This is a genomic window from Pseudomonas sp. NBRC 111138, assembly GCF_001320835.1.
Lineage (GTDB): Bacteria > Pseudomonadota > Gammaproteobacteria > Pseudomonadales > Pseudomonadaceae > Aquipseudomonas > Aquipseudomonas paracarnis.
In genome coordinates this window covers 26,426-49,161 of sequence record NZ_BCBO01000044.1, presented here as the reverse complement: position 1 = coordinate 49,161, position 22,736 = coordinate 26,426, and the positions used below count along the sequence as shown (strand labels likewise).

Genomic DNA, 22,736 nt, shown 5'->3' with positions numbered 1-22,736 from the left:
TCGCTCCCACGCTCTGCGTGGGAATGTATCAAGGGACGCTCCGCGTCCAAAACATGACGCAGAGCGTCACAGGAGGCATTCCCACGCAGAGCGTGGGAATGATCATCACACCTGCGGCCAGAACGCTCGAATACCTGCCACACCTTGCGCACCAGCCTCCCAGGCCTGCTCCCGCTGCGCCGGCCCAACCCCGCCCAACAGAAACACCGGCTTGCTGAACCCGGCGATCAACTGCTGCGCCTGCTCCCACCCCAACGGCTGGGCATCCGGATGGGTCTGGGTCGGCTGCACCGGCGACAGGGTGACGAAATCCACGTCCATCATTTCTGCCAGGGCCAGCTCTTCCGCGTTGTGGCACGAAGCCGCCAGCCAACGGTCTTTGGGCAGTGGGCGGCCCTTACTGGCGTATTTGCGCAACTGCGCCGAGGTCATGTGCCAGCCGGCAGCTGGGAAATCCCCCAGCCACTCGAACGGCCCCTTGAGCATCAATTGCGCCTTGCCGGCACACAGGCCCACCGCATCTACCGCCAGGTCACGGTATTTGGGGTCATAGCCGTTGGGCGCACGCAGTTGAACCAGCTTGATGCCACCAGCAATAGCCTTTTGGATACCGCGCAACAGCGTCGGGGTCTCCAGCTCGCCAGGGGTGATCAGGTACTCGGCGGGCAAGCGTGCCGCGGCGACAATCGGCGCATTCGCCGCCGGAAATTCATAGTTGACCAGGTCCCGCGGTGCCACCCACGCCAACGGCTGCCCTTCAGCGCCATGGGGCTCGCCGGTAAAAGCCGAGACTTCCCAGACATCCAGCAATACCTGCTTGTCCGGATAGTCATGTTGCACCTTGATCAGCGGCCGCGCCGTAGTGACCTGGATGCCCAGCTCTTCCTGCAATTCACGGGACAAAGCCGTGGCAACCGACTCATCAGCCTCCACCTTGCCGCCGGGAAACTCCCAGAGCCCGCCTTGATGCTGAGTATCGGCACGGCGCGCCAGCAGGATCCTGCCATCGACACCGCGGATCACCGCTGCTGCTACATGTACTCGTTTCACCGCCAGTTTCCTCTTGGTATCAGGTACGGTATTCCGCGTTGATCTTCACGTACTCGTGGGACAGGTCGGTGGTCCAGATGGTTTCGCTGCAGTCACCACGACCCAGTTCGATACGGATGGTGATTTCTTCCTGCTGCATCACCGCCGAGCCCTGGGCTTCGGTGTAGGTTTCGGCGCGGGCGCCACGGCTGGCGATGCACACGTCACCCAGGAACACGTCGATCTTGCTCACGTCCAGGTCCGGCACGCCAGCACGGCCGACAGCCGCGAGGATACGGCCCCAGTTCGGGTCCGAAGCAAACAGCGCGGTCTTGATCAGCGGCGAGTGCGCCACGGTGTAGCCCACATCCAGGCATTCCTGATGGTTGCCGCCACCGTTGACTTCAACCGTGACGAACTTGGTCGCGCCCTCGCCGTCACGCACGATGGCCTGGGCCACGTCCATGCACACTTCAAACACTGCCTGTTTCAACGCCGCGAACAATGGACCTTCGGTGGAAGTGATTTCCGGCAGGTTGGCCTGGCCGGTGGCGATCAGCATGCAGCAGTCGTTGGTGGAGGTGTCACCGTCGATGGTGATGCGGTTGAACGACTTGTTGGCGCCGTCCAGCATCAGGCGTTGCAGCACATCACGGGAAACTTTGGCGTCGGTGGCGATATAGCCGAGCATGGTGGCCATGTTCGGACGGATCATGCCTGCGCCTTTGCTGATACCGGTGACGGTGATAGTCACGCCCTCATGCACGAACTGACGGCTCGCGCCTTTTGGCAAGGTATCGGTGGTCATGATGCCGGTAGCGGCAGCCGCCCAGTTATCCACAGACAGGTCATCGAGCGCGGCTTGCAGGGCACCTTCGATTTTTTCCACCGGCAGCGGCTCACCGATCACACCGGTGGAGTAAGGCAGCACCTGGCTGGCGTCCACGCCGGTCAGTTGCGCCAGCTTGGCGCAGGTGCGCGCCGCCGCGACAAGGCCCGGCTCGCCGGTGCCGGCGTTGGCATTGCCGGTATTGGTCAGCAGGTAGCGAATCGACCCGGCCACCCGTTGCTTGGCCAGAATCACCGGCGCAGCGCAGAAGGCATTGAGGGTGAACACGCCCGCCACGGTCGAGCCTTCCGCACAACGCATCACCACCACATCCTTGCGCCCCGGGCGCTTGATGCCCGCCGAAGCGATACCGAGTTCAAAACCGGCAACCGGGTGCAACGTGGGCAAAGGACCAAGACCAACAGCCATGAATGCGCTCCTTAAAAATAGGTGATGTCTGTGCCGTCGCTATCGACGGTGGGAATTAATGGCAAAACGCCGCGACGGCAAAGGCCGGTCGCGGCGCGGGGTGTTGCAGCGTCAGGCGAAAATCTTATTCGATCTGGCCGTGGCAGTGTTTGAATTTCTTGCCCGAACCGCAGTAGCACAGCTCGTTGCGGCCCAGCTTCTGGTCATTGCGAACCGGGGTCTGGGCCAGGGCCACATCGACCTCTTCACCCAGTGCTTCAGGCTCATCCAGGCCCGGCGCTTCGTCGTGCTGGAACTGCATGCGCGCCGCCAGTGCTTCGGCTTCCTGACGCAGGCGTGCTTCTTCCTCGATCGGGTCTTCGCGACGCACCTGAACGTGGGACAGCACGCGGATCGAATCGCGCTTGATCGAATCCAGTAATTCGGAGAACAGCGTGAACGACTCGCGCTTGTACTCCTGCTTCGGGTTCTTCTGGGCGTAGCCACGCAGGTGGATACCGTGGCGCAGGTGGTCCATGGTCGACAGGTGGTCTTTCCACAGGTCATCCAGCACGCGCAATACGATCTGTTTCTCGAAGGTGCGCAGAGCTTCGGCACTCGCCTGCTCTTCTTTCTCGTTGTACGCCGCCAGCAACTCGGCCATCAGTTTTTCGCGCAGGGTTTCTTCATACAGGTGGTCGTCTTCGTCCAGCCATTGCTGAACCGGCAAGTCCACACCGAAGTCGCTCTTCAATGCCGCTTCCAGGCCGGCAACATCCCACTGCTCAGGCAGCGACTGTGGCGGAATATGGGCGCTGACAGTGGCGTTGAGCACGTCCTGACGGAAATCAGCGATGGTCTCGCCAATGTTGTCGGCGGCCAGCAACGTGTTACGCATGTGATAGATCACTTTACGCTGTTCGTTGTTGACGTCGTCGAACTCGAGCAGTTGCTTGCGAATATCGAAGTTGCGGCCTTCTACTTTGCGCTGGGCCTTCTCGATGGCGTTGGTCACCATGCGGTGCTCGATCGCTTCACCGGACTGCATGCCCAGGGCTTTCATGAAGTTCTTCACCCGGTCCGATGCGAAGATACGCATCAGGCTGTCTTCCAACGACAGGTAGAAACGGCTGGAACCGGCATCACCCTGGCGGCCAGCACGGCCACGCAGCTGGTTGTCGATACGACGCGATTCGTGACGCTCGGACGCGATCACCTGCAAGCCACCGGATTCCAGCACAGCCTGGTGACGCTTCTGCCAGTCGGCCTTGATCTGGGCGATCTGCTCAGGCGTCGGGTTGTCGAGCGAGGCCACTTCCACTTCCCAGTTGCCGCCCAACAGGATGTCGGTACCACGACCGGCCATGTTGGTGGCGATGGTCAGTGCGCCTGGGCGACCGGCCTGGGCAATGATCTCGGCTTCTTTTTCGTGGAACTTGGCGTTCAGTACCTTGTGCTCGATGCCTTCCTTGTTGAGCAGGTTGGACACGTGCTCGGAGGTCTCGATGGTGGCGGTACCCACCAGGATCGGACGGCCCTTGGCCATACCGTCCTTGATGTCGTTGATGATCGCCGCGTATTTCTCTTCGGCGGTCAGGAACACCAGGTCGTTGTAGTCTTTACGCGCCAACGGTTTGTTCGGCGGAATGACCATCACGGCCAGGTTGTAGATCTGGTGGAATTCGAACGCTTCGGTGTCGGCCGTACCGGTCATGCCGGACAGCTTGTTGTACAGACGGAAGTAGTTCTGGAAAGTGGTGGACGCCAACGTCTGGCTTTCGGCCTGGATGTTGAGGTGTTCCTTGGCTTCGATGGCCTGGTGCAGGCCTTCGGACAGACGACGACCGGGCATGGTACGACCGGTGTGCTCGTCAACCAGTACCACCTGGCCGTCCTGCACGATGTATTCGACGTTGCGGTGGAACAGCTTGTGGGCGCGCAGGCCAGCGTACACGTGGGTCAACAGGCCCAGGTTGTGCGCCGAGTACAGGCTTTCGCCTTCGGCCAGTTCGCCGATCTGGGTCAGCATTTCTTCGACAAACTGGTGACCGGCTTCGTTGAGTTCGACCTGGCGGGTCTTCTCGTCGATGGTGAAGTGACCTTCTTTGGTCACCACGCCTTCCACTTCCTCGATGTGCTGCTCAAGACGCGGGATCAACTTGTTGATCTCGGTGTACAGGCGCGAGCTGTCTTCGGCCTGGCCGGAGATGATCAGCGGGGTACGGGCTTCGTCGATGAGGATGGAGTCGACTTCGTCGATCACGGCAAAGTTGAGTTCACGCTGGAATTTTTCATCCATGCTGAACGCCATGTTGTCGCGCAGGTAATCGAAACCGAATTCGTTGTTGGTACCGTAGGTGATGTCGCAGGCGTACGCGGCGCGCTTCTCTTCCGGCGGCTGGAACGGCGTTACCACGCCGACGGTCAGGCCGAGGAATTCATACAACGGGCGCATCCAGTTGGCGTCCCGGCGAGCCAGGTAGTCGTTCACCGTCACAACGTGCACGCCCTTGCCGGACAGTGCGTTGAGGTAAACGCCCAGGGTTGCCACCAGGGTCTTGCCTTCACCGGTGCGCATTTCGGCAATCATGCCTTCATGCAAGGTCATGCCGCCGATCAACTGGACGTCGAAGTGGCGCATGCCCATGACGCGCTTACCGGCTTCACGGGCAACCGCGAAGGCTTCGGGCAGCAGCTTGTCGAGGGTTTCACCTTTGGCTATGCGGGCCTTGAACTCTTGGGTCTTGGCGCGCAATTGCTCGTCCGACAGAGCAACCATCTGCTCTTCGAAAGCATTGACCAGCTGCACCGTCTTGAGCATGCGTTTGACTTCGCGCTCATTCTTGCTTCCAAAAAGTTTCTTTAACAAAGGCGCAAACATATCGGCAGGTTCTTCCACACATAGGGATGGAGGGCGCACCGTGAGTGGCCCGAGCAGCCCTCACGGCCGCATTGCGAACGCGCATTCTACCCGGAATCGTGGGTGAGGAAAGTGGCGTTGTTCCCTGAGACAGGCACGGCATAGTGAGAGGGCATGTTTAAAATAAGGGCTTTTGCTGGAACTTCAACCCACCAGGCGCAGAAGTTACTTATTGATTTGACGGAGAAAGCCCTGCCGACGCAGAGCCTCAGGGCATACAGGCGCTTTCTGCTAAGATAGCCGCTCTGTTACCTAAGGTGTCTAAACATGGCATTTCGCCCTCTCACAGCCCGCGCGCCCGGCGCGTTGCTCCGCGAAGCCAAACCGCTGAAAGCTATCTTCGGCCAGGCGCAACGCTTGGGCCATCTGCAACGCCTGCTGGAAAGCCAACTGCAGCCGGCCGCCCGGGAACATTGTCACGTCGCCTCCTGGCGTGAAGGCAACCTGCTATTAATTGTCACCGATGGGCATTGGGCGACCCGCTTGCGCTACCAACAGAAGCGCTTGCAGCGCCAGTTGATGGCGTTCGACGAATTTGCCAATTTGACGCGCATTCAGTTCAAGGTACAGCCACCCACCGTGCCGCAAGGCGCAGTGGGGCATACCATGGACCTGTCGGAAACGGCCGCCGAAACCCTTCAGGCCACCGCTGAAGGGATCAACGACCCGGGGTTGCGCGCTGCCCTGGAACGGCTGGCCGCCCATGCCCGGCCCAAAGTCTGAAGCGCTATTTGCGTTTGCTGCCGCCCAGCAACGAACCCAGCAACCCCCGCACCAACTGGCGCCCCATCTGATTGGCGGCCTGCTGCATGGCTGATTTCAACGCCTTGCCCGCCGTGGTCCCCAGGAATGCACCCGCCTTGTCGGTGAAGCTCGGCTCTTCGGCGGCCGGAGCAGCCTGCTCGGCAGGCCCAAGCTCCTTGCGGGCCATCAGCACCTCATAGGCAGACTCACGATCCACTGGTTTGTCATAGCGCCCCAACAGCGGCGAACTGGCAACCAACGCTTTACGTTCGGCTTCGGTGAGCGGCCCGATCCGCGATTGCGGGGGAGCAACCAGTACGCGCTGGACGACTTCCGGCGTGCCCTTTTCCTGCAAGGTTCCCACCAATGCCTCACCGGTGCCCAATTCTGTAAGCACCGACAAAGTATCGAACGTCGGGTTGGGCCGAAAACCGTCCGCCACCGCTCGCAGGGATTTCTGCTCTTTGGCGGTGAATGCGCGCAAACCGTGCTGGATGCGCAGGCCCAGTTGCGCCAGTACCGTATCCGGCAGGTCGCCCGGCGACTGGGTGACGAAGTACACGCCAACCCCTTTGGAACGGATCAGGCGCACCACTTGCTCCAGACGCTCCTGCAAGGCTTTTGGCGTATCGGCGAACAACAAGTGCGCTTCATCGAAAAACAACGCCAGCAACGGTTTGTCGGCATCGCCGCGTTCCGGCAATTGTTCGAACAACTCTGCCAGCAGCCATAACAGGAAGGTCGCGTAGACCTTCGGCGCTTCATGCACCAGGCGGCTGGCGTCCAGCAGGTGGATGCGACCACGCCCATCACTGGCGGGCTGCAAAATATCCTCCAGTTGCAGGGCCGGCTCGCCAAACAAGGCTTCGGCGCCCTGCTGCTCCAGCACCGCCAGGCGTCGCAACAAGGCCTGGCTGGAACCGGTGGTCATCAAGGCGGCGTCTTCGCCCAGCAGTTCCGGGTGATAGCGCAGGTGATTGAGCAGTGCCTTGAGGTCCTTGAGGTCCAGCAGCAACAGGCCTTCGCGGTCGGCCACTTTGAACGCCGCATAGAGCGCCGACTGCTGGCTGTCGGTGAGTTCCAACAGGCTGCCGAGCAAGAGCGGGCCCATTTCACTGATGGTGGTGCGCAACGGATGACCGGATTGGCCGTGGATATCCCACAGGGTGACCGGGTACGCCTGGGCCGTGTAATCAAGGAAGGGCATACCGGCGATGCGCTCGGCCACTTTGCCCTGGGGGTTGGCGGCGGCGCCCAGGCCGCAGAGGTCGCCTTTGATGTCGGCAGCGAACACCGCCACGCCCGCATCACTGAAGGCTTCCGCCAGGCGCTGCAAGGTGACGGTCTTGCCGGTGCCGGTGGCGCCGGCGATCAACCCATGACGGTTGGCCAGGCGCATGGACTGGGCGATGGGCTGGCCGTCAGGGCCTGCACCGATAAGCAGTTGTGTGGAGTCAGGCATTTCGTCACCTATGGTTAATCTTTAGTGCCGCGAGGTCGATATAGACGGATGTAAGCCCGACAAAGACTAAAAAACGGTCAGATAATTCCGATACGGACCAACGGAGCTATCACCAGAAATACCACACCTTTTTTAACGCTGCCATTTCGCGCCTCCCGCATTGGATGCGCCTCGGATATTAAGACCTTAGCGGACCCTTCAAGCCATGAACAAAAATCTGCGCTTCAGCCACAAGATCCTGCTTGCAGCCTCCCTTATCGTCATCGCCGCCTTTGCGTTGTTTACCCTCTACAACGACTATCTGCAGCGCAACGCGATTCGCGACGACCTCAACAACTATCTGCACGAGATGGGCGACGTTACCGCCAGCAACATCCAGACCTGGCTCACCGGACGTATCGCCCTGGTGGAAAACGCTGCACAGAACATCGCCATCAACCCTGAAAAAACCGTCGTCGCCAGCCTGCTGGAGCAGAAAGCGCTGACTTCGTCATTCATGGCGACCTACGTCGGTGACAGCCAGGGCACGTTCACCATCCGCCCTGACACCAAGATGCCCGACGGCTTCGACCCGCGTGTTCGCCCCTGGTACAAGGGCGCCCAGGCCAGTAATGGCTCGACCCTGACCGAACCCTATATCGACGCGGCGACCGGGCAACTGATCATCTCCGTTGCCACGCCCAGTACCAAGGGCGGCCAGAGCATCGGCGTAGTCGGCGGCGACCTGAGCCTGCAGACCCTGGTGGACAACATCGGCGCGCTGGATTTTGGCGGCATGGGCTATGCGTTCTTGGTCAGCGCCGACGGCAAAGTGCTGGTGCACCCCGATAAAGCCCTGGTGATGAAGTCTCTGTCGGACGTTTATCCAAAAGACACGCCGAAGATCAGCGGCGACTTCAGCGAAGTGCAAGCCAATGGCAAGACCAATATCGTGACGTTCACACCGATCAAGGGCCTGCCATCGGTGAACTGGTACCTGGGCGTTTCGGTGGACAAGGACAAGTCTTTCGCCATGCTCAGTGAGTTCCGCACCTCGGCGGTGATCGCCACGATCATCGCGGTGGTGATCATCATCGCCCTGCTCGGCATGCTGATCCGCGTCTTGCTGCAACCTTTGCACCTGATGACCCGCGCCATGCAAGACATTGCCGACGGTGAAGGCGACCTGACCCGCCGCCTGACCATCCAGAACAATGATGAATTCGGCACCCTGGGCAATGCTTTCAACCGCTTCGTCGAGCGCATTCATACCTCGATTCGCGAAGTGTCTTCAGCCACCGAGCACGTCAATGAAGTAGCCCTGCGGGTGGTCAGCGCCTCCAACTCGTCGATGGTCAACTCTGACGAACAGGCCAACCGCACCAACAGTGTCGCTGCCGCCATCAATCAACTGGGGGCCGCAGCCCAGGAGATCGCACGCAACGCCGCCCAAGCCTCCAGTCAGGCCAGCGACGCCAGGCACTTGGCCGAAGACGGCCAGCAGGTGGTTGAACGCAATATCAAGGCGATGACGCAGTTATCCAGCATGATCAGCACCTCAAGCACCAATATCGAAGCACTTAACAGCAAAACGGTGAATATCGGCCAGATTCTTGAGGTGATCACCAGCATTTCCCAGCAAACCAATCTGCTGGCGCTCAATGCGGCGATCGAAGCGGCGCGCGCCGGGGAAGCCGGGCGTGGCTTTGCGGTCGTGGCCGATGAAGTGCGCAACCTCGCTCATCGCACTCAGGAGTCGGCGCAACAGGTGCAGACGATGATCGAAGAGCTACAGGTGGGTGCCCGGGACTCGGTGACTACCATGAGCGAAAGCCAACGCCACAGCCTGGACAGCGTGGAAATCGCCAACCTGGCAGGCGAGCGCCTGAACAGCGTGACCCAGCGCATTGGCGAGATCGACGGCATGAACCAGTCGGTCGCCACCGCAACGGAAGAACAAACCTCGGTGGTGGAGTCGATCAATATGGACATCACCGAGATCAACACCCTCAACCAGGAAGGGGTGGAAAACCTGCAATCGACCCTGCGCGCCTGCTCGGACCTGGAACAACAGGCCTCGCGCTTGAAGCAATTGGTGGGCAGCTTCCGGATTTGAAATTCACCCGTAGGAGCGAGCTTGCTCGCGAAAAACGTCAACGATAACGCGGGCTGCCTGAAGAAACGCGACGTCTGCGAGTTTTTCGCGAGCAAGCTCGCTCCTACAGCGTGCGTTTGTCCGCTCCCGCCACCGTTATGCTGCGAATCTAAACCGAACATCTATCCTTACCTCAGGTCCATCTAGGGAGAGCAATGGATCGGAGGGATGTTCATCGTGCATATCGCTGACATAACCATGTTCTACGCCCCGGCCAGCGGTGGCGTACGCACTTACCTTGACGCCAAGCACCGGCGTCTGGCGCTCAAGCCGGGCATTCGCCATAGCCTGTTGATTCCTGGCGCACACTTGAGCGAGCAGGACGGCATCTTCAAAGTACCGGCGCCCGCCCTGCCCTTCGGCAAAGGCTATCGCTTCCCCCTTCGTTTGGCGCCTTGGCGAAATGTCCTGCACGATTTACAGCCCGACCTGATCGAAGTGGGCGACCCTTACCTGACCGCCTGGGCCGCGCTGGATGCCCGACGCCAATTGGATGTGCCGGTCATCGGCTTTTACCACTCCGACCTGCCACTGCTGGTGAGCAACCGCATGGGGCCTTGGTTTACCCCCAATGTTGAAGCCTATGTGCGCAAACTCTATGGGAATTTTGACCGAGTGCTCGCCCCCAGCCAGGTAATGGCCGACAAGCTCACCGGGCTTGGCGTCAGAAATGTCTTCGTGCAACCCCTGGGCGTAGACCTGCAAACCTTCACCCCTGAGGTACGTGACCCCGGCCTGCGCGCCGAACTGGGGATTGGCGAAGACACTCGGCTACTGATCTTCGCCGGGCGCGGCTCCAAGGAGAAAAACCTGCCGGTGCTGCTCAACTGCATGAAACGCCTGGGGGAAGGCTACCACTTGCTGCTGGTGGGCTCCGGCATGCCGGCCAGCGTGCCAGACAATGTCACCGTGATTGACGGATTCCGGCCCGCCCAACATGTCGCTCGGCTGATGGCCAGCGCCGACGCCTTACTGCATGGTGGCGACCAGGAGACCTTCGGCCTGGTGATCCTGGAAGCCATGGCCTGCGGTATTCCAGTGGTCGCCGTGGCGGCCGGGGCCTTTACCGAGATTGTCGACGAGCGTTGTGGCCTGCTGTGCGCGCCAAACAACCCCAAGGCCATGGCCGAGGCGGTGCGCGAGCTGTTCAGTACCGACAGCCGACGCCTGGGTGCTCAGGCTCGGCGCCATGTCGAGCAGCATTATGCGTGGGACACGGTAGTCGACAGCCTGCTGGGGCATTACTGCGCCGTGCTGGGCAGCCATGAACCGATGCTCGCCCATGGCTGAGCGCGCGCTGATGCTGGTACTGCACGACGTGGCTCCGCACACCTGGGCCGACTACCGGCCGTTCGTCGAGGCCGTCGATGCACTGGGCCGCGTGCCCATCACTTGGCTGGTGGTGCCAGACTTCCATCACCATGACGACTTGGCCGCCCACCGCGATTTTCGGCGCCTGCTCGACAGCCGTGTCGCCAAGGGCGATGAGCTCACCTTGCACGGTTACTACCATTGCGACGACCAACCTCGGCCGCGTACGCCAAAAGAATGGTTTATGCGACGCATCTATACCCACGAAGGCGAGTTTTACCAGCTGTCCGAAGCCGAGGCGCTGCGGCGGTTGACCGCCGGCATTGAGGTATTTGAGCGCAATGGCTGGCCGCTGCATGGCTTTGTTGCGCCCGCCTGGTTGATGAGCGACGGCACCCGGCAGGCATTGCGCCAGTTGCCGCTGAGCTACACCAGCGACCCACAACATCTTTATCGCCTGCCGGACTTCACGCCTATCAACGCCCCCGGCCTGGTGTGGAGCGCCCGCAGTGCCTGGCGCCGGGGATTGTCCAAAATCCTCAGTGATCGCCGTGAACAGCGGTGGCAGGAGGCCCCGCTGATCCGACTGGGTTTGCACCCGGTGGACATGCGCCACAGGTTTTCCCGCGATTATTGGCTAGACACCCTGCAACGCCTGCTCAACACGGGGCGCGTCCCCCAAACCAAGGCCGCCTGGCTGGCGACGCAGCCATGGGCCGACTGATCTGGTTAGTGTTGGCGCTCTTGGTGGCGCTGGTGATCCCATTGTGGCTGGGCGGCGGCGAAAGCATTGCGCGCCTGCGCCAGTTTCCGTTGCCCCAGTTACTGGGGATGTTCGCCATGATCATTGGCTGCTGGCTGATCAACAGCCTGCGTATCCGCCTACTGCTTGGCGAGCATCGCGGCGAGTTAGGCCCGCTTAAAAGCCTTGGCGTGGTGATATCCACCGAGTTCGCCATGTGTGCAACACCCGGCGGCAGCGGCGGGCCGTTGACCCTGATGGCCCTGCTGGCACGCAATGGCATCCGCCCCGCCCAAGGCAGCGCGGTGTTTGCCATGGACCAGTTGAGCGACCTAGTGTTTTTTCTCTGCGCACTGGTGGGGATCTTGCTATATGCGCTATTCCATAGCCTCAGCCCGCGTCTGGAGTGGTTGCTGGGGCTCAGCGCCGTGTCGATGGTGGGTGGGGTAATCAGTGGCTGGGCCGTGGTGCATTTTCACCGACGGCTGATTCGCCTGGCGGGTTTGGCACTCAAGGCCATGAAGGTCAGTGCTACCACCCGCCGACGCTGGGCACGCCGGTTGCTGCGTTTTCTTGCGGCGTTCAGCGCCACCCTGAAACTACCCCGGAGCACCTTGCTTGGGGTCTTTGCGCTGACCAGCCTGCATTGGCTGCTGCGTTACAGCGTGCTGTACCTGGCGCTGCGCGGGTTGGGGGGCGAGGTGCAGTGGGCCTGGAGCTTTCTGATCCAAATGTTATCCCTGACTGCCGGGCAGTTCAGCCTGGCGCCAGGCGGGGCCGGCGCTGCGGAGTTGACGTCAGCGGCACTGCTGGCGCCCATGGTGGGCACATCCACAGCGGCTGCGGCGATTCTGATCTGGCGCGCGGTGACCTACTACTTCTATTTGCTGGCCGGTGCGCCAGTGTTTCTATTGATGGTCGGCAAACCGCTGCTCAAGCGTCTTTTTCAGGGGCGGCAGGCGGCTCATCCTGCGCCTGTGTCTGTTCCCATAAACGCGCCGCGCCTGGAAAATCAGTACCATCCTCGGCATCCAGCGCGTCCGGGTCGTAACGACTCAAACAGCCCTCGCCCAAGGTAGCAGGTGCCCTTGAGGTGGCTTTATCCAGCGGGTCGCTCATGGGAATCTCCTGAAACAGAAATAAAAAAGGGCCTGGAGAGTTTTACCTCCAGGCCCCGGTGTCTTTCAATCAAAACCGCTGGGTCAGAAGACCACGGTCTTGTTGCCGTGCACCAACACGCGATCTTCCAGGTGGTAGCGCAAGCCACGGGCCAACACCATCTTTTCGACATCACGGCCGAACCGCACCATGTCTTCAATACTGTCGCTGTGGCTGACGCGCACCACGTCCTGCTCGATGATCGGGCCGGCGTCCAGCTCTTCGGTCACGTAGTGGCAGGTTGCACCAATCAGCTTCACGCCACGCAGGGAAGCCTGGTGATACGGCTTGGCACCGACAAAGGACGGCAAGAAGCTGTGGTGGATGTTGATCACCTTGCCAGCGTATTCGCGGCACAGCTCCGGTGGCAGGATTTGCATGTAGCGCGCCAGCACCACTACATCCGCGTCATGCTGCTTGACCAGGCGCGACACTTCGGCGAATGCCGGCTCCTTGTCCTGTGGGTTGACCGGCACATGGTAATAAGGGATGCCATGCCATTCGACCATGCTGCGCAGGTCGTCATGGTTGGAGATCACGCAGGCAATCTCGCAATCGAGTTCGTCGCTGTGCCAGCGGTGCAGCAGGTCTGCCAGGCAGTGGGATTCGCGGCTGGCCATCAGCACCACACGTTTCTTCTGCTCTGTATCGGTGATGTGCCAGGTCATCGAAAACTCTTCGGCAATCGGCGCAAACGCCTCGCGGAAGGCTTCCAGGCCAAAGGGCAACGTATCGGCACGGATTTCGTGACGCATGAAAAACCAACCACTGAGATCGTCCGAGTGATGGCTCGCCTCGGTGATCCAGCCATTATGGGAAGCCAGAAAGTTACTGACCTTGGCAACGATGCCAACCCGGTCCGGGCAAGCAATCACCAGCCGAAAAGTGCGCATTAGGGGGAAACTCCAGAACTTCACAAAGGCCGCTATTCTAGCGATTACGCAGAAAAACTGCAGTATTCCCTTGCACCTTATCTTGAGGCATGGCCGTGGTAACACCCCTTAATCGTGTAAGGTTTTACCAGCGCTATATGACGATACAACGGCATGCTCAGGCCAGTAGCAAAAAATTAAGGTGATTATCTTTTGCGCATAACGCTCACTAATTAACTCATCGGCCAGGTTTTCTCCCACACATTCAATGTCATTCGCCTAAATACCGTCTTAAATGTTTACTTGATGAAATTGCCTGACTATTATTAGGCCACTCACCCTGTCAATCAGCGTTCTACATAAGGTAGTCCACATGTCACTGATCAACGAATACCGCGCCACCGAAGAAGCTATCAAAGAGCTGCAAGCCCGTTTGAAGAACCTGTCCGAAGACGACAAGCTGAAAACCGAGCTGGAATTCGAAGGCAAATTGCGCACCCTGATGGGTGAATACTCCAAATCCCTGCGTGACATCATCGCGCTGCTGGATCCAGAGTCGAAAGTTAAAGCACCGCGTGGCGCTGTGAAAACTACCGGCACCAAGCGTGCTCGCAAGGTCAAGCAGTACAAAAACCCGCACAACGGCGAAGTGATTGAAACCAAAGGTGGCAACCACAAAACTCTGAAAGAGTGGAAAGCCAAGTGGGGCGGTGACGTAGTTGAAGGTTGGGCAACCCTGCTGGGCTAAGCCCGGTCGGACGTTCACCCGATACGTCACACATGAAAAACGCCAGCTTGCTGGCGTTTTTTATTGTCTGAATACTCTGTAGTTATGCGCCTACAGATTCAGGCGCGCCGCTAAGGAATCCACATAGTCCTGCCATTGCGCCAGTACCTGGCACTGAAACGATGTAGCACTAACCGCCAACTCCTCACGCGCCTGCTTAAATGCCAAGAGGGTATTCGGCGCCCCCCACTGTGCATCCGACAAACGTTGCTGACAGAAAAGTTTCCAGCGTTGTTGCTCCTCATTGTTCAAGGTTTCAGGAAAGTTACGCGCCCGGTAGCGAAATAATAATTCCGGCAAACGATGATCATCGAACGGCCACTGCTGACGGGCTAATTGCGCGGGCTCTGCCATGCGAACTTGCTCACATAAACGGCGGTCACGGTCACCAATAAAACCCTCGTAGAGCTGCTGCTCCGGGTCCGAGTTTGACGCAAAGTCTTCCTCGGCATAAATGGCCGCTAACTTGTCCCGCCAAACTTCCTGTGCGTCAGTTAGCCGCAGCGCCCGCGCGAGGCAAGCTTCCTTATCCAATTGAAGGCGCTCGAGGTCTTGAGGGCGCAGCACCTTCAACGGCGCAACCACCGGGCAGCGGTTGATATGCAGCAACTTGAGCGGAACCGGCAGTTCACCTTCGGCTAGCTCATCGCGGCGCGTGTAAAGACGCTGACGCAGCGTCGTCGCATCCAGGTCCAACAGCCCTTGTGGATCGAGCCCCAGGTCACAGACGATCAAGGCATTGCGATTGCGCGGGTGCCAGGCCAGGGGCAAGACCACGCCCAGATAATGGCGCTCGGCGGAAAAACGCCCCGAGATATGCACCATCGGTTGCAGCAACCGCACCTGATCCATGACCCGCTGCTTGCTGCGCAATTGAAACAACCATTCATACAACTTCGGTTGTTTCTCCCGGACCAACCGCGCCAGGGCGATGGTTGCACGCACATCCGACAACGCATCATGGGCCTGGCCATGGTCGATGCCGTTGGCCTCGGTCAAGCGTTCGAGCTTGAGGGTCACACGCCCGTCCTGCTCGGGCCAGTTGATCCCCTCCGGCCGCAGGGCGTAGGCAGTGCGCATCACATCGATCAAGTCCCACCGGCTGTTGCCGCCCTGCCACTCGCGCGCATACGGGTCGAAAAAATTGCGGTACAGACTGTAGCGCGTCATTTCATCGTCGAATCGCAGGGTGTTGTAGCCGGCGCCGCAGGTACCTGGCGCGGCCAGTTCGGCGTGCACCCGAGTCATGAAATCGGCTTCGGCAAGGCCCTTCTCGGCGAGGACACCCGGCGTGATGCCCGTGATCGCGCACGCTGCCGGGTGAGGCAGGATATCGTCGCTGGGCTGGCAATAAAGATTGATCGGCGCACCGATCTCATTGAGCTCAAGGTCGGTGCGGATCCCGGCTACCTGGAGCGGGCGATCGTTGCGCGGGTTGATGCCAGTGGTTTCATAGTCGTACCAGAAAATCGAGGTCACGGGCTATTCCTGTGCTGAAGATCGACAAAGTCTAGGCGCTGCAAGGCGTTGGGAGCCAGCGATACCTGACTGTATAAATATCCAGAAAACCCTCGAATGGTTGCTTCCACCGTCGACACTGCTAGCATCCGTGTCTCTCAAGTCGCCTCGCACTGCCAAGGATCGCAATGCCATCAACGCCTTTGGATACCCACTATCAGATAGAAACGCCGGAGGGCATCGACCTGCCCCTGCGTCCTGCTGGCCTGCCCTCTCGGGCATTGGCCTTTGCATTCGACCTGGGCGCGCGAGGGATCATCATGGGGATCCTGCTAGTGCCGCTGGCGCTGCTCGGCAATGTGGGGATCGGGCTGGGTTCGCTGCTGCTGTTCGTGGTGAGCTGGTGGTACATGGTGTTGTTCGAAGTGCTCAACCACGGCTGCTCGCCGGGCAAGCAGGTCATGGGCCTGCGCGTGGTACAGGATGACGGCACGCCCATTGGCTGGTCGGCATCATTGATCCGCAACCTGCTGCGTTTTGTCGACATGCTGCCCTTCGGTTATTTCCTCGGCGCGATCAGTTGCCTGCAGCATCCGCACTTCAAGCGGCTCGGCGACCTGGCCGCAGGCACACTGGTGGTCTACCGCGAGCTGCCGCTGGTGCGCCCGAGCATCCCTCAAGCACCCGCCCTGCGCCTGTCATTCGCACTGGAGCTGAGCGAACAGCGGGCCATCCTCGGTTTCGCCGAACGCCAGGCGGAACTCTCGGCCGAACGGGTGCATGAACTGGCCGCCATCCTCGCAGGGCCCCTGCAGGTGCCTGCACCGCGTGCCGTGGAGCAACTCAACGGTGTAGCCCGTGGTTTGTTGGGGCCGACATGAAGCAAAGCCTTTTTGAAAGCCGCCACCAGCATCAATGGCAAACCTTCGCCGAGCAGTTGAAGCAACTGGAGCAAGGTAAAGCCAAGGCCGCCGATGTCGCCGACTTCCCGCATCAATATCGACGCCTGTGCCAACATCTGGCCCTGGCTCAGCAGCGCGGCTACAGCAGTTACCTGGTCGATCCGTTGCAACAGCTGGCATTGCGCGGCCATCAACAACTGTATCGTCATCGCAGCCAACTGACGGCAAACATACTGGCGTTTCTTCTCGCCGACTTCCCACGCCTGGTACGCGAACAATGGCGCTTCGTGCTGATCGCCGGCCTGCTGTTCTTTGGCAGCCTGGTGGGGATCGCCCTGCTGGTGTACCTGTTCCCCGACCTGGTCTACAGCATCATCAGCCCCCAGCAGGTGGCCGAGATGCAGGGCATGTACAACCCCGATGCCAACCGCCTGGGCCGCGCTGCCGAGCGTGCCGCCAGCGAAGACTGGATGATGTTTGGCTATTACGTGATGCACAACATCGGCATCGCCTTCCAGACCTTTGCTGCCGGCCTGTTGTTTGGCCTGGGCAGTGTGTTCTTCCTGATTTTCAACGGTTTGGTCATAGGTGCGGTCTCCGGGCACCTTACCGACATTGGCTATGGCCAGACCTTCTGGTCGTTTGTCATTGGTCACGGCGCATTCGAGTTGAGCGCCATCACACTGGCCGGTGCCGCAGGCTTGCAACTGGGCTGGTCACTGGTCGCCCCCGGGCGCTTGGCGCGCAGCGAAGCCCTGCGCCTGGCCGCGCGCAAAAGCGTAAGGATGCTCTGTGGTGTCATGGTGTTCCTGTTGATCGCCGCCTTTATCGAAGCCTACTGGTCCTCAACCACTCGCATTGAGCCCTGGATCAAGTACGCGGTAGGCGCCGCCCTCTGGCTGCTGGTGGCCGCTTACCTGAGCCTGGCCGGGCGGAGTCGCCATGCGCCTGACTGACGCCAGCGTAGTCATTCGCCCGCGCACTTCCTGGGAAGCCATGGACTTGGGTGTGCTGATGGCCCGGGAACACCGTTTCTTGCTGATGAGCAGTTGGGCGCTGGTGAGCCTTCCGATATTCAGCCTGTTGACGGTGCTGCTCTGGAGTTACCCGTCTCTGGTCATGTTCCTGTTCTGGTGGCTCAAGCCGGCCTTCGACCGCTTGCCGCTGTACATTCTTTCCCAGGCCCTGTTTGCTGAGCCCCCTAGCCTCAAACAGGCCGTTCGCCATTGGCCGCAGTTGCTCAAAGGGCAACTGTTCGCCAGCCTGACCTGGCGGCGGCTGAGCATGAGTCGCAGCTTCACCCTGCCCGTCAGCCAACTGGAAGGCCTGGACGGTGACGCACGTCAACGACGCCTTGGGGTGTTGCTGCAACGTAACGCTGGCGCCGCACGCTGGCTGACGACGATCGGCGTACACCTGGAAATCGGTCTGTGGTTTGGCGGCATGGCCCTGTTCTATCTCTTCATCCCGCAACAGGTTGAACTGGACTGGGACTGGCAACGACTGGTATTGGCATCAGGCTCGGACGTGCTTTGGCTTGAGCACCTGAGCAATGCTTTCTATGCCCTGGTCCTGGTGTTCTGGGAACCCATCTACGTCGCCTGTGGCTTCAGCCTGTACCTCAACCGCCGCACGGTGCTGGAGGCCTGGGACCTGGAACTGGTATTCCGTCGCCTGCGCCAGCGCCTGAACAACGTTGCACCGCTGTTGTTGCTGGTCGTTGGCCTGGCACTGCTACAAATCAGCCCACCGACCATGGCAGATGAAACCACAGCCCATAAGCCACTTAGTACCCAGGCCGCCAGCCAATCCATCCAGGCATTGCTGGAAAAGCCGCCTTTCAAGAACCCGGAAACCGTCACACGCTATCGGTTTGGCGAAGAAAAAGCGTCGGTTGAAAACAAGGCCAAGGGCGACGGCAAATTACCCGGCTGGCTCCAGGCACTGCTCGACAACCTTAACAGCGACACCTTCAAATACGTCGCCAAAACCTTGGAAATACTGCTCTGGAGCCTTGTGATTGGCGGCCTGGCCCTGGTGTTCTGGCGTTACCGTGAATGGTTGCTCACGTTCGTCAGCCGCCTCGGACCCACTCGCACTACCGCCCCCTCGCCCGTTCCCGCTCAGTTGTTCGGCTTGGAGCTGGGCGCCGAGACATTGCCCGAAGACATCGCCAGTACCGCCGAACAACTATGGCCCACCCAGCCCCGGGAAGCCCTTGGCCTGCTGTATCGCGGGTTGCTCAGCCGGCTGTTGCACGAGTTCGACCTGCCACTGACAAGCGCCGATACCGAGGGGCAGGTGCTGGAGCGCGTTCATCGTTTGCAACAACCGCAATTACTGGCGTTCAGCGACGAACTGACGCGCCACTGGCAAAACCTGGCCTATGGTCACCGTCTGCCGCCCTCTTCAGCCCAACAAAAACTGTGCAGCGACTGGCGTGCTCTTTTCAGTGACGGAGCGAGCCAATGAATCGCGCGCTATTGTGGACAGCGCTGTTGTTGGCGTGCCTGCTGGGTGCGGGCGGCTTATATGCCTGGCACAAAGCAATTCCCTACGACGAAGTGGTTGACCGGGGCCCGTCGCCAGAGGCACGCGCCAACCCTTACCTGGCCGCCGAGCACTTTCTACGCCAGCAAGGCGTGGTTGTGGCGCACGCCAATGGCCTTGAACGACTCGCCGACCTGCCTGCCAAAGGCCATAGCCTGTTGCTGCTGGGGGAGCGCAGCAACATGACCCCGCGCCAGGTCGAACAACTACTGGGCTGGGCAAAAGCCGGTGGCCACCTGCTACTGGTCGCCGAGGCATTATGGGATGAAGACGCCGGCACAAGCGGTGACTTGCTGCTTGATCGCCTCACTGTCCGCCAAACCTTGAGCGACACCTTCGACGAACCCGCGCCACCGCGTAAAAAAACCAAGCCGGACCTGACCAAGCTGTATGTCGACAACGAAACGGCACCGGCCTATTTCAGTTTTGACACCGACTTCAACCTCACCGACCCCAAGCACCTGGCGCAGTTTTCCGCCAACAGCGCCAAGTCCAGCCACCTGATGCAACTTGACCTTGGGCAAGGCCACGTAACGGTGATCACCGACAGCGACCTGTGGAAAAACGCCAATATCGGCAAACATGATAACGCCTGGTTGCTGTGGTACCTGAACCAGGGCACTGACGTCACCCTGCTGTTCAACAGCGACACAGACGATCTGTTTACTCTATTGCTCCGTTATTTCCCCCAGGCCCTCGTCGCCCTGGTTGCGCTGCTTGCTCTGGGGCTGTGGCAGGCAGGCATGCGCCAAGGCCCGATCCAGGCACCGGCTCCCAAGGCGCGTCGCCAGTTGCAGGAACACTTGAAGGCCAGCGCGGACTTCCTATTGCGCCGCAGCGGCCAGGGCACGTTGTTGCAAGCCTTGCAACACGACATTCTGCGCGCAGCCCGACGACGTCATCCCGGGTTCGAACACCTCGATGCGCCAAGGCAACGGCAGGTGCTGGAACACCTTACGCGACAACCCCCTCACATCATCAGCCAGGCGCTTGAGCCCGTTGCGCTGAAGCGGCTCTCCAGCGCCGACTTCAGCCGACAGGTGGCGCACCTGCAAACCCTCAGGAATGCCTTATGAGCGACTCTCCACTGGCCACCACCCTGACCGCCGAAAACCTTCAGCACGCCAGCCAGCAGGCCCAGGCGCTGCGCGTGGAGTTGCGCAAGGCCGTGATTGGCCAGGACCTGGTGATTGACGACGTGCTCACCGCCCTGATCGCAGGCGGCCACGTATTGCTGGAAGGCGTGCCTGGCCTGGGCAAGACCCTGCTGGTACGCGCCCTGGCCCGCTGCTTTGGCGGTGATTTCGCCCGTATCCAGTTCACCCCGGACCTGATGCCCAGCGATGTCACCGGCCACGCCGTGTATGACCTGCAGACCGAACAGTTCAAACTGCGCAAGGGGCCGATATTCACCCACCTGTTGCTGGCCGATGAGATCAACCGTGCCCCCGCCAAGACCCAGGCAGCGCTGCTGGAAGCCATGCAGGAACGTCAAGTGACCCTGGAGGGCGAGGCGTTGCCCATCGGCCAGCCCTTCATGGTGCTGGCGACCCAGAACCCCATCGAACAGGAAGGCACCTACCCACTGCCCGAGGCCGAGCTGGACCGGTTCATGCTCAAGGTGCGAATGGACTACCCAGATGCTCTACAAGAGCTGGATATGGTCCGCGAAGTGACGCGCTCGTCCAAGGCCGACATGCTGGAGGTACAGCCGTTGCGTACGGTGCTGCAAGCCGCGGACGTAGTAACGATGCAGCAAATTGCCAGTGACCTGCCACTGGATGAGCAGGTGCTCGACTACGCCGTGCGCCTGGCCCGTGCCACGCGCAGTTGGCCGGGGCTGGCCATCGGTGCCGGCCCCAGGGCCTCCATCGCCCTGGTACGCGGGGCACGCGCCCGTGCGCTGTTGCGCGGTGGCGAATTCGTCACCCCCGATGACATCAAGGGCTGCGCCCTGGCGGTACTGCGTCACCGGGTACGCATCGCACCAGAACTGGACATCGACGGCCTGGAAGTCGACCAGGTGCTCCAGCATTTACTCGACCAGATTGCTGCACCAAGACAATGACGCCATCATGAAACCGACCCGTCTGCTGCTGACCTGGCTGAGCGTTCTGCTCGGCTTGAACACCCTGTTGGGCGCCTCGGCAGCGTTGCAGTTCAAAGTGCCCGCCACCTTGCATTCGGTAGCCTGGGGCCTGCTGCTGGCCCTGCTGCTGCTGGCGATGCTGGATGCTGCACGCTTGCGTCGCCGCCCTTCGGCCCGCGTGTACAGAACATTGCCTGGTAGCCTGGCGCTGGGGCGCTGGGAGGAAGTACGCCTGTGCCTGGAGCACGATTACCCACAACCTCTGACCGTGCAGGTGTTCGATCATGTGCCCGACGGCCTGAATGTGGAGAACCTGCCTCAATCCATTCAACTACGCCCCGGTGAACGCGCTGAGCTGGGCTATCGCGTACGCCCCTTGCGGCGCGGGCACTTCCATTTCAGTCGCTGCGAACTGCTGCTGCCCAGCCCATTGGGGCTGTGGTCGGCACGACGCTGGGTCGAGACTCACGATGCCACTCGTGTTTACCCGGATTTCGCACGTTTATACGGTGCGCAGTTGCGGGGTGTGGATAACTGGCTCAGCCAACTGGGCGTGCGCCAACATCAGCGGCGAGGATTAGGCCTGGAGTTTCATCAACTGCGCGAGTTTCGTGAAGGTGACAGCCTGCGCCAGATCGACTGGAAAGCCACCGCCCGCCAACGAACGCCCATTGCCCGGGAGTACCAGGACGAACGCGACCAGCAAATCGTGTTCATGCTCGATTGCGGCCAGCACATGCGCAGCCAGGATGATGAACTGTCCCATTTTGACCACGCGCTCAATGCCTGCCTGCTGCTGAGCTACGTTGCCTTGAGACAGGGCGATGCCGTAGGGCTGTGCACGTTTGCCAGCGACCAGCCGCGGTACCTGAAGCCGGTCAAGGGCAGTGGCCAATTGAACCTGTTGCTCAATGCGGTCTATGACCTGCAGACCACGCGAAAAACCGCCGACTACCAGGCGGCCGCCAGCCAGTTGTTGGCACGTCAAAAACGCCGGGCACTGGTGATCATCGTCACCAACCTGCGGGATGAGGAGGATGAAGCGCTGATGGCTGCCGTCCAGCGTATCGGCAGGCATCACCGGGTACTGGTGACTAGCCTGAGGGAAGAGGTCCTCGACCAACTACGCCAGGCGCCTGTGCAGACATTGCCCGAAGCGCTGGCTTACAGCGGCACGATCGATTACCTCAACACCCGCAACCAACGCCATGATCGCTTGAGTGCCCATGGGCTGTCGGTGCTCGATACCTTGCCATCGGCGCTGGGTGCCGGGCTGGTCACGCGCTATCTGGAGTGGAAAAAGGCCGGGGTATTCTGAGGATGACTGCGCAGGGGCATGGC

The 22,736-nt window shown here is 60.5% G+C and carries 18 protein-coding genes and 1 pseudogene; 13 read left to right on the top strand and 6 right to left on the bottom strand.

The window, feature by feature from the left end; translation table 11 throughout:
* Positions 1–105: 105 nt before the first annotated feature.
* The 3 genes from APH41_RS08390 to secA form a co-directional block, all read right to left on the bottom strand.
* Positions 106–1,050, bottom strand: a complete 945-nt coding sequence (locus tag APH41_RS08390; RefSeq protein WP_047711674.1) for a Nudix family hydrolase — start codon at positions 1,048–1,050, stop codon at positions 106–108.
* A 19-nt stretch (positions 1,051–1,069) separates the two neighbouring features.
* Positions 1,070–2,287, bottom strand: coding sequence for a bifunctional glutamate N-acetyltransferase/amino-acid acetyltransferase ArgJ (gene argJ / locus APH41_RS08385; protein WP_054918425.1), 1,218 nt, complete (start codon positions 2,285–2,287; stop codon positions 1,070–1,072).
* A gap of 124 nt (positions 2,288–2,411) precedes the next feature.
* Positions 2,412–5,147: a preprotein translocase subunit SecA gene (secA, locus tag APH41_RS08380; RefSeq protein WP_014719726.1), complete on the bottom strand. Its 2,736-nt coding sequence runs from the start codon at positions 5,145–5,147 to the stop codon at positions 2,412–2,414.
* Between the two features lie 306 nt (positions 5,148–5,453).
* On the opposite strand from secA, the gene APH41_RS08375 reads away from it, so the two are divergent.
* Positions 5,454–5,909 (top strand): DUF721 domain-containing protein, encoded by a 456-nt coding sequence (locus APH41_RS08375; protein WP_054918422.1) that lies wholly within the window; start codon positions 5,454–5,456, stop codon positions 5,907–5,909.
* A 4-nt stretch (positions 5,910–5,913) separates the two neighbouring features.
* On the opposite strand, the gene APH41_RS08370 is transcribed toward APH41_RS08375, so the two are convergent.
* Complete coding sequence (locus tag APH41_RS08370; protein WP_054918416.1) at positions 5,914–7,392, bottom strand: helicase HerA-like domain-containing protein; 1,479 nt, start codon at positions 7,390–7,392, stop codon at positions 5,914–5,916.
* A gap of 205 nt (positions 7,393–7,597) precedes the next feature.
* Between APH41_RS08370 and APH41_RS29630 the strand changes: the two are divergent.
* The 5 genes and pseudogenes from APH41_RS29630 to APH41_RS08350 form a co-directional block, all read left to right on the top strand.
* A pseudogene (locus APH41_RS29630) lies at positions 7,598–8,629 on the top strand (cache domain-containing protein); the annotation flags it as partial.
* Positions 8,630–8,722: 93 nt separating this feature from the next.
* Entirely contained in the window at positions 8,723–9,487 is a 765-nt protein-coding gene (locus APH41_RS29625) for a methyl-accepting chemotaxis protein (protein ID WP_370694806.1), read from the top strand.
* Between the two features lie 207 nt (positions 9,488–9,694).
* A complete protein-coding gene (locus tag APH41_RS08360) occupies positions 9,695–10,816 on the top strand; it encodes a glycosyltransferase family 1 protein (protein ID WP_054918412.1) in 1,122 nt (373 codons plus the stop codon).
* Positions 10,809–11,561, top strand: coding sequence for a DUF2334 domain-containing protein (locus APH41_RS08355; RefSeq protein WP_054918409.1), 753 nt, complete (start codon positions 10,809–10,811; stop codon positions 11,559–11,561). The genes APH41_RS08360 and APH41_RS08355 overlap by 8 nt, the downstream gene beginning before the upstream one ends.
* On the top strand, positions 11,549–12,658 hold the full coding sequence (locus APH41_RS08350) for a lysylphosphatidylglycerol synthase transmembrane domain-containing protein (RefSeq protein ID WP_054918407.1): 1,110 nt from the start codon (positions 11,549–11,551) through the stop codon (positions 12,656–12,658). Before APH41_RS08355 ends, APH41_RS08350 begins: the two co-directional genes overlap by 13 nt.
* A gap of 123 nt (positions 12,659–12,781) precedes the next feature.
* Here the strand turns inward: APH41_RS08350 and purU are convergent, their stop codons facing one another.
* A complete protein-coding gene (gene purU, locus APH41_RS08345) occupies positions 12,782–13,630 on the bottom strand; it encodes a formyltetrahydrofolate deformylase (protein WP_019821236.1) in 849 nt (282 codons plus the stop codon).
* Between the two features lie 352 nt (positions 13,631–13,982).
* On the opposite strand from purU, the gene mvaT reads away from it, so the two are divergent.
* On the top strand, positions 13,983–14,357 hold the full coding sequence (mvaT, locus tag APH41_RS08340) for a histone-like nucleoid-structuring protein MvaT (protein ID WP_019821235.1): 375 nt from the start codon (positions 13,983–13,985) through the stop codon (positions 14,355–14,357).
* Positions 14,358–14,447: 90 nt separating this feature from the next.
* On the opposite strand, the gene sbcB is transcribed toward mvaT, so the two are convergent.
* A complete protein-coding gene (sbcB, locus tag APH41_RS08335) occupies positions 14,448–15,875 on the bottom strand; it encodes an exodeoxyribonuclease I (RefSeq protein ID WP_054918405.1) in 1,428 nt (475 codons plus the stop codon).
* Between the two features lie 167 nt (positions 15,876–16,042).
* On the opposite strand from sbcB, the gene APH41_RS08330 reads away from it, so the two are divergent.
* From APH41_RS08330 to APH41_RS08305, 6 genes are read left to right on the top strand one after another with little or no spacing between them, the layout of a single operon-like run.
* On the top strand, positions 16,043–16,735 hold the full coding sequence (locus tag APH41_RS08330; RefSeq protein WP_054918403.1) for an RDD family protein: 693 nt from the start codon (positions 16,043–16,045) through the stop codon (positions 16,733–16,735).
* Positions 16,732–17,712, top strand: coding sequence for a stage II sporulation protein M (locus APH41_RS08325; RefSeq protein WP_054918401.1), 981 nt, complete (start codon positions 16,732–16,734; stop codon positions 17,710–17,712). Before APH41_RS08330 ends, APH41_RS08325 begins: the two co-directional genes overlap by 4 nt.
* Complete coding sequence (locus APH41_RS08320; protein ID WP_054918399.1) at positions 17,699–19,228, top strand: DUF4129 domain-containing protein; 1,530 nt, start codon at positions 17,699–17,701, stop codon at positions 19,226–19,228. Before APH41_RS08325 ends, APH41_RS08320 begins: the two co-directional genes overlap by 14 nt.
* A complete protein-coding gene (locus APH41_RS08315) occupies positions 19,225–20,382 on the top strand; it encodes a DUF4350 domain-containing protein (protein WP_054918395.1) in 1,158 nt (385 codons plus the stop codon). Before APH41_RS08320 ends, APH41_RS08315 begins: the two co-directional genes overlap by 4 nt.
* On the top strand, positions 20,379–21,374 hold the full coding sequence (locus tag APH41_RS08310) for a MoxR family ATPase (RefSeq protein WP_054918392.1): 996 nt from the start codon (positions 20,379–20,381) through the stop codon (positions 21,372–21,374). The genes APH41_RS08315 and APH41_RS08310 overlap by 4 nt, the downstream gene beginning before the upstream one ends.
* A 7-nt stretch (positions 21,375–21,381) precedes the next feature.
* Complete coding sequence (locus APH41_RS08305; RefSeq protein ID WP_054918439.1) at positions 21,382–22,713, top strand: DUF58 domain-containing protein; 1,332 nt, start codon at positions 21,382–21,384, stop codon at positions 22,711–22,713.
* Positions 22,714–22,736 lie beyond the last annotated feature (23 nt).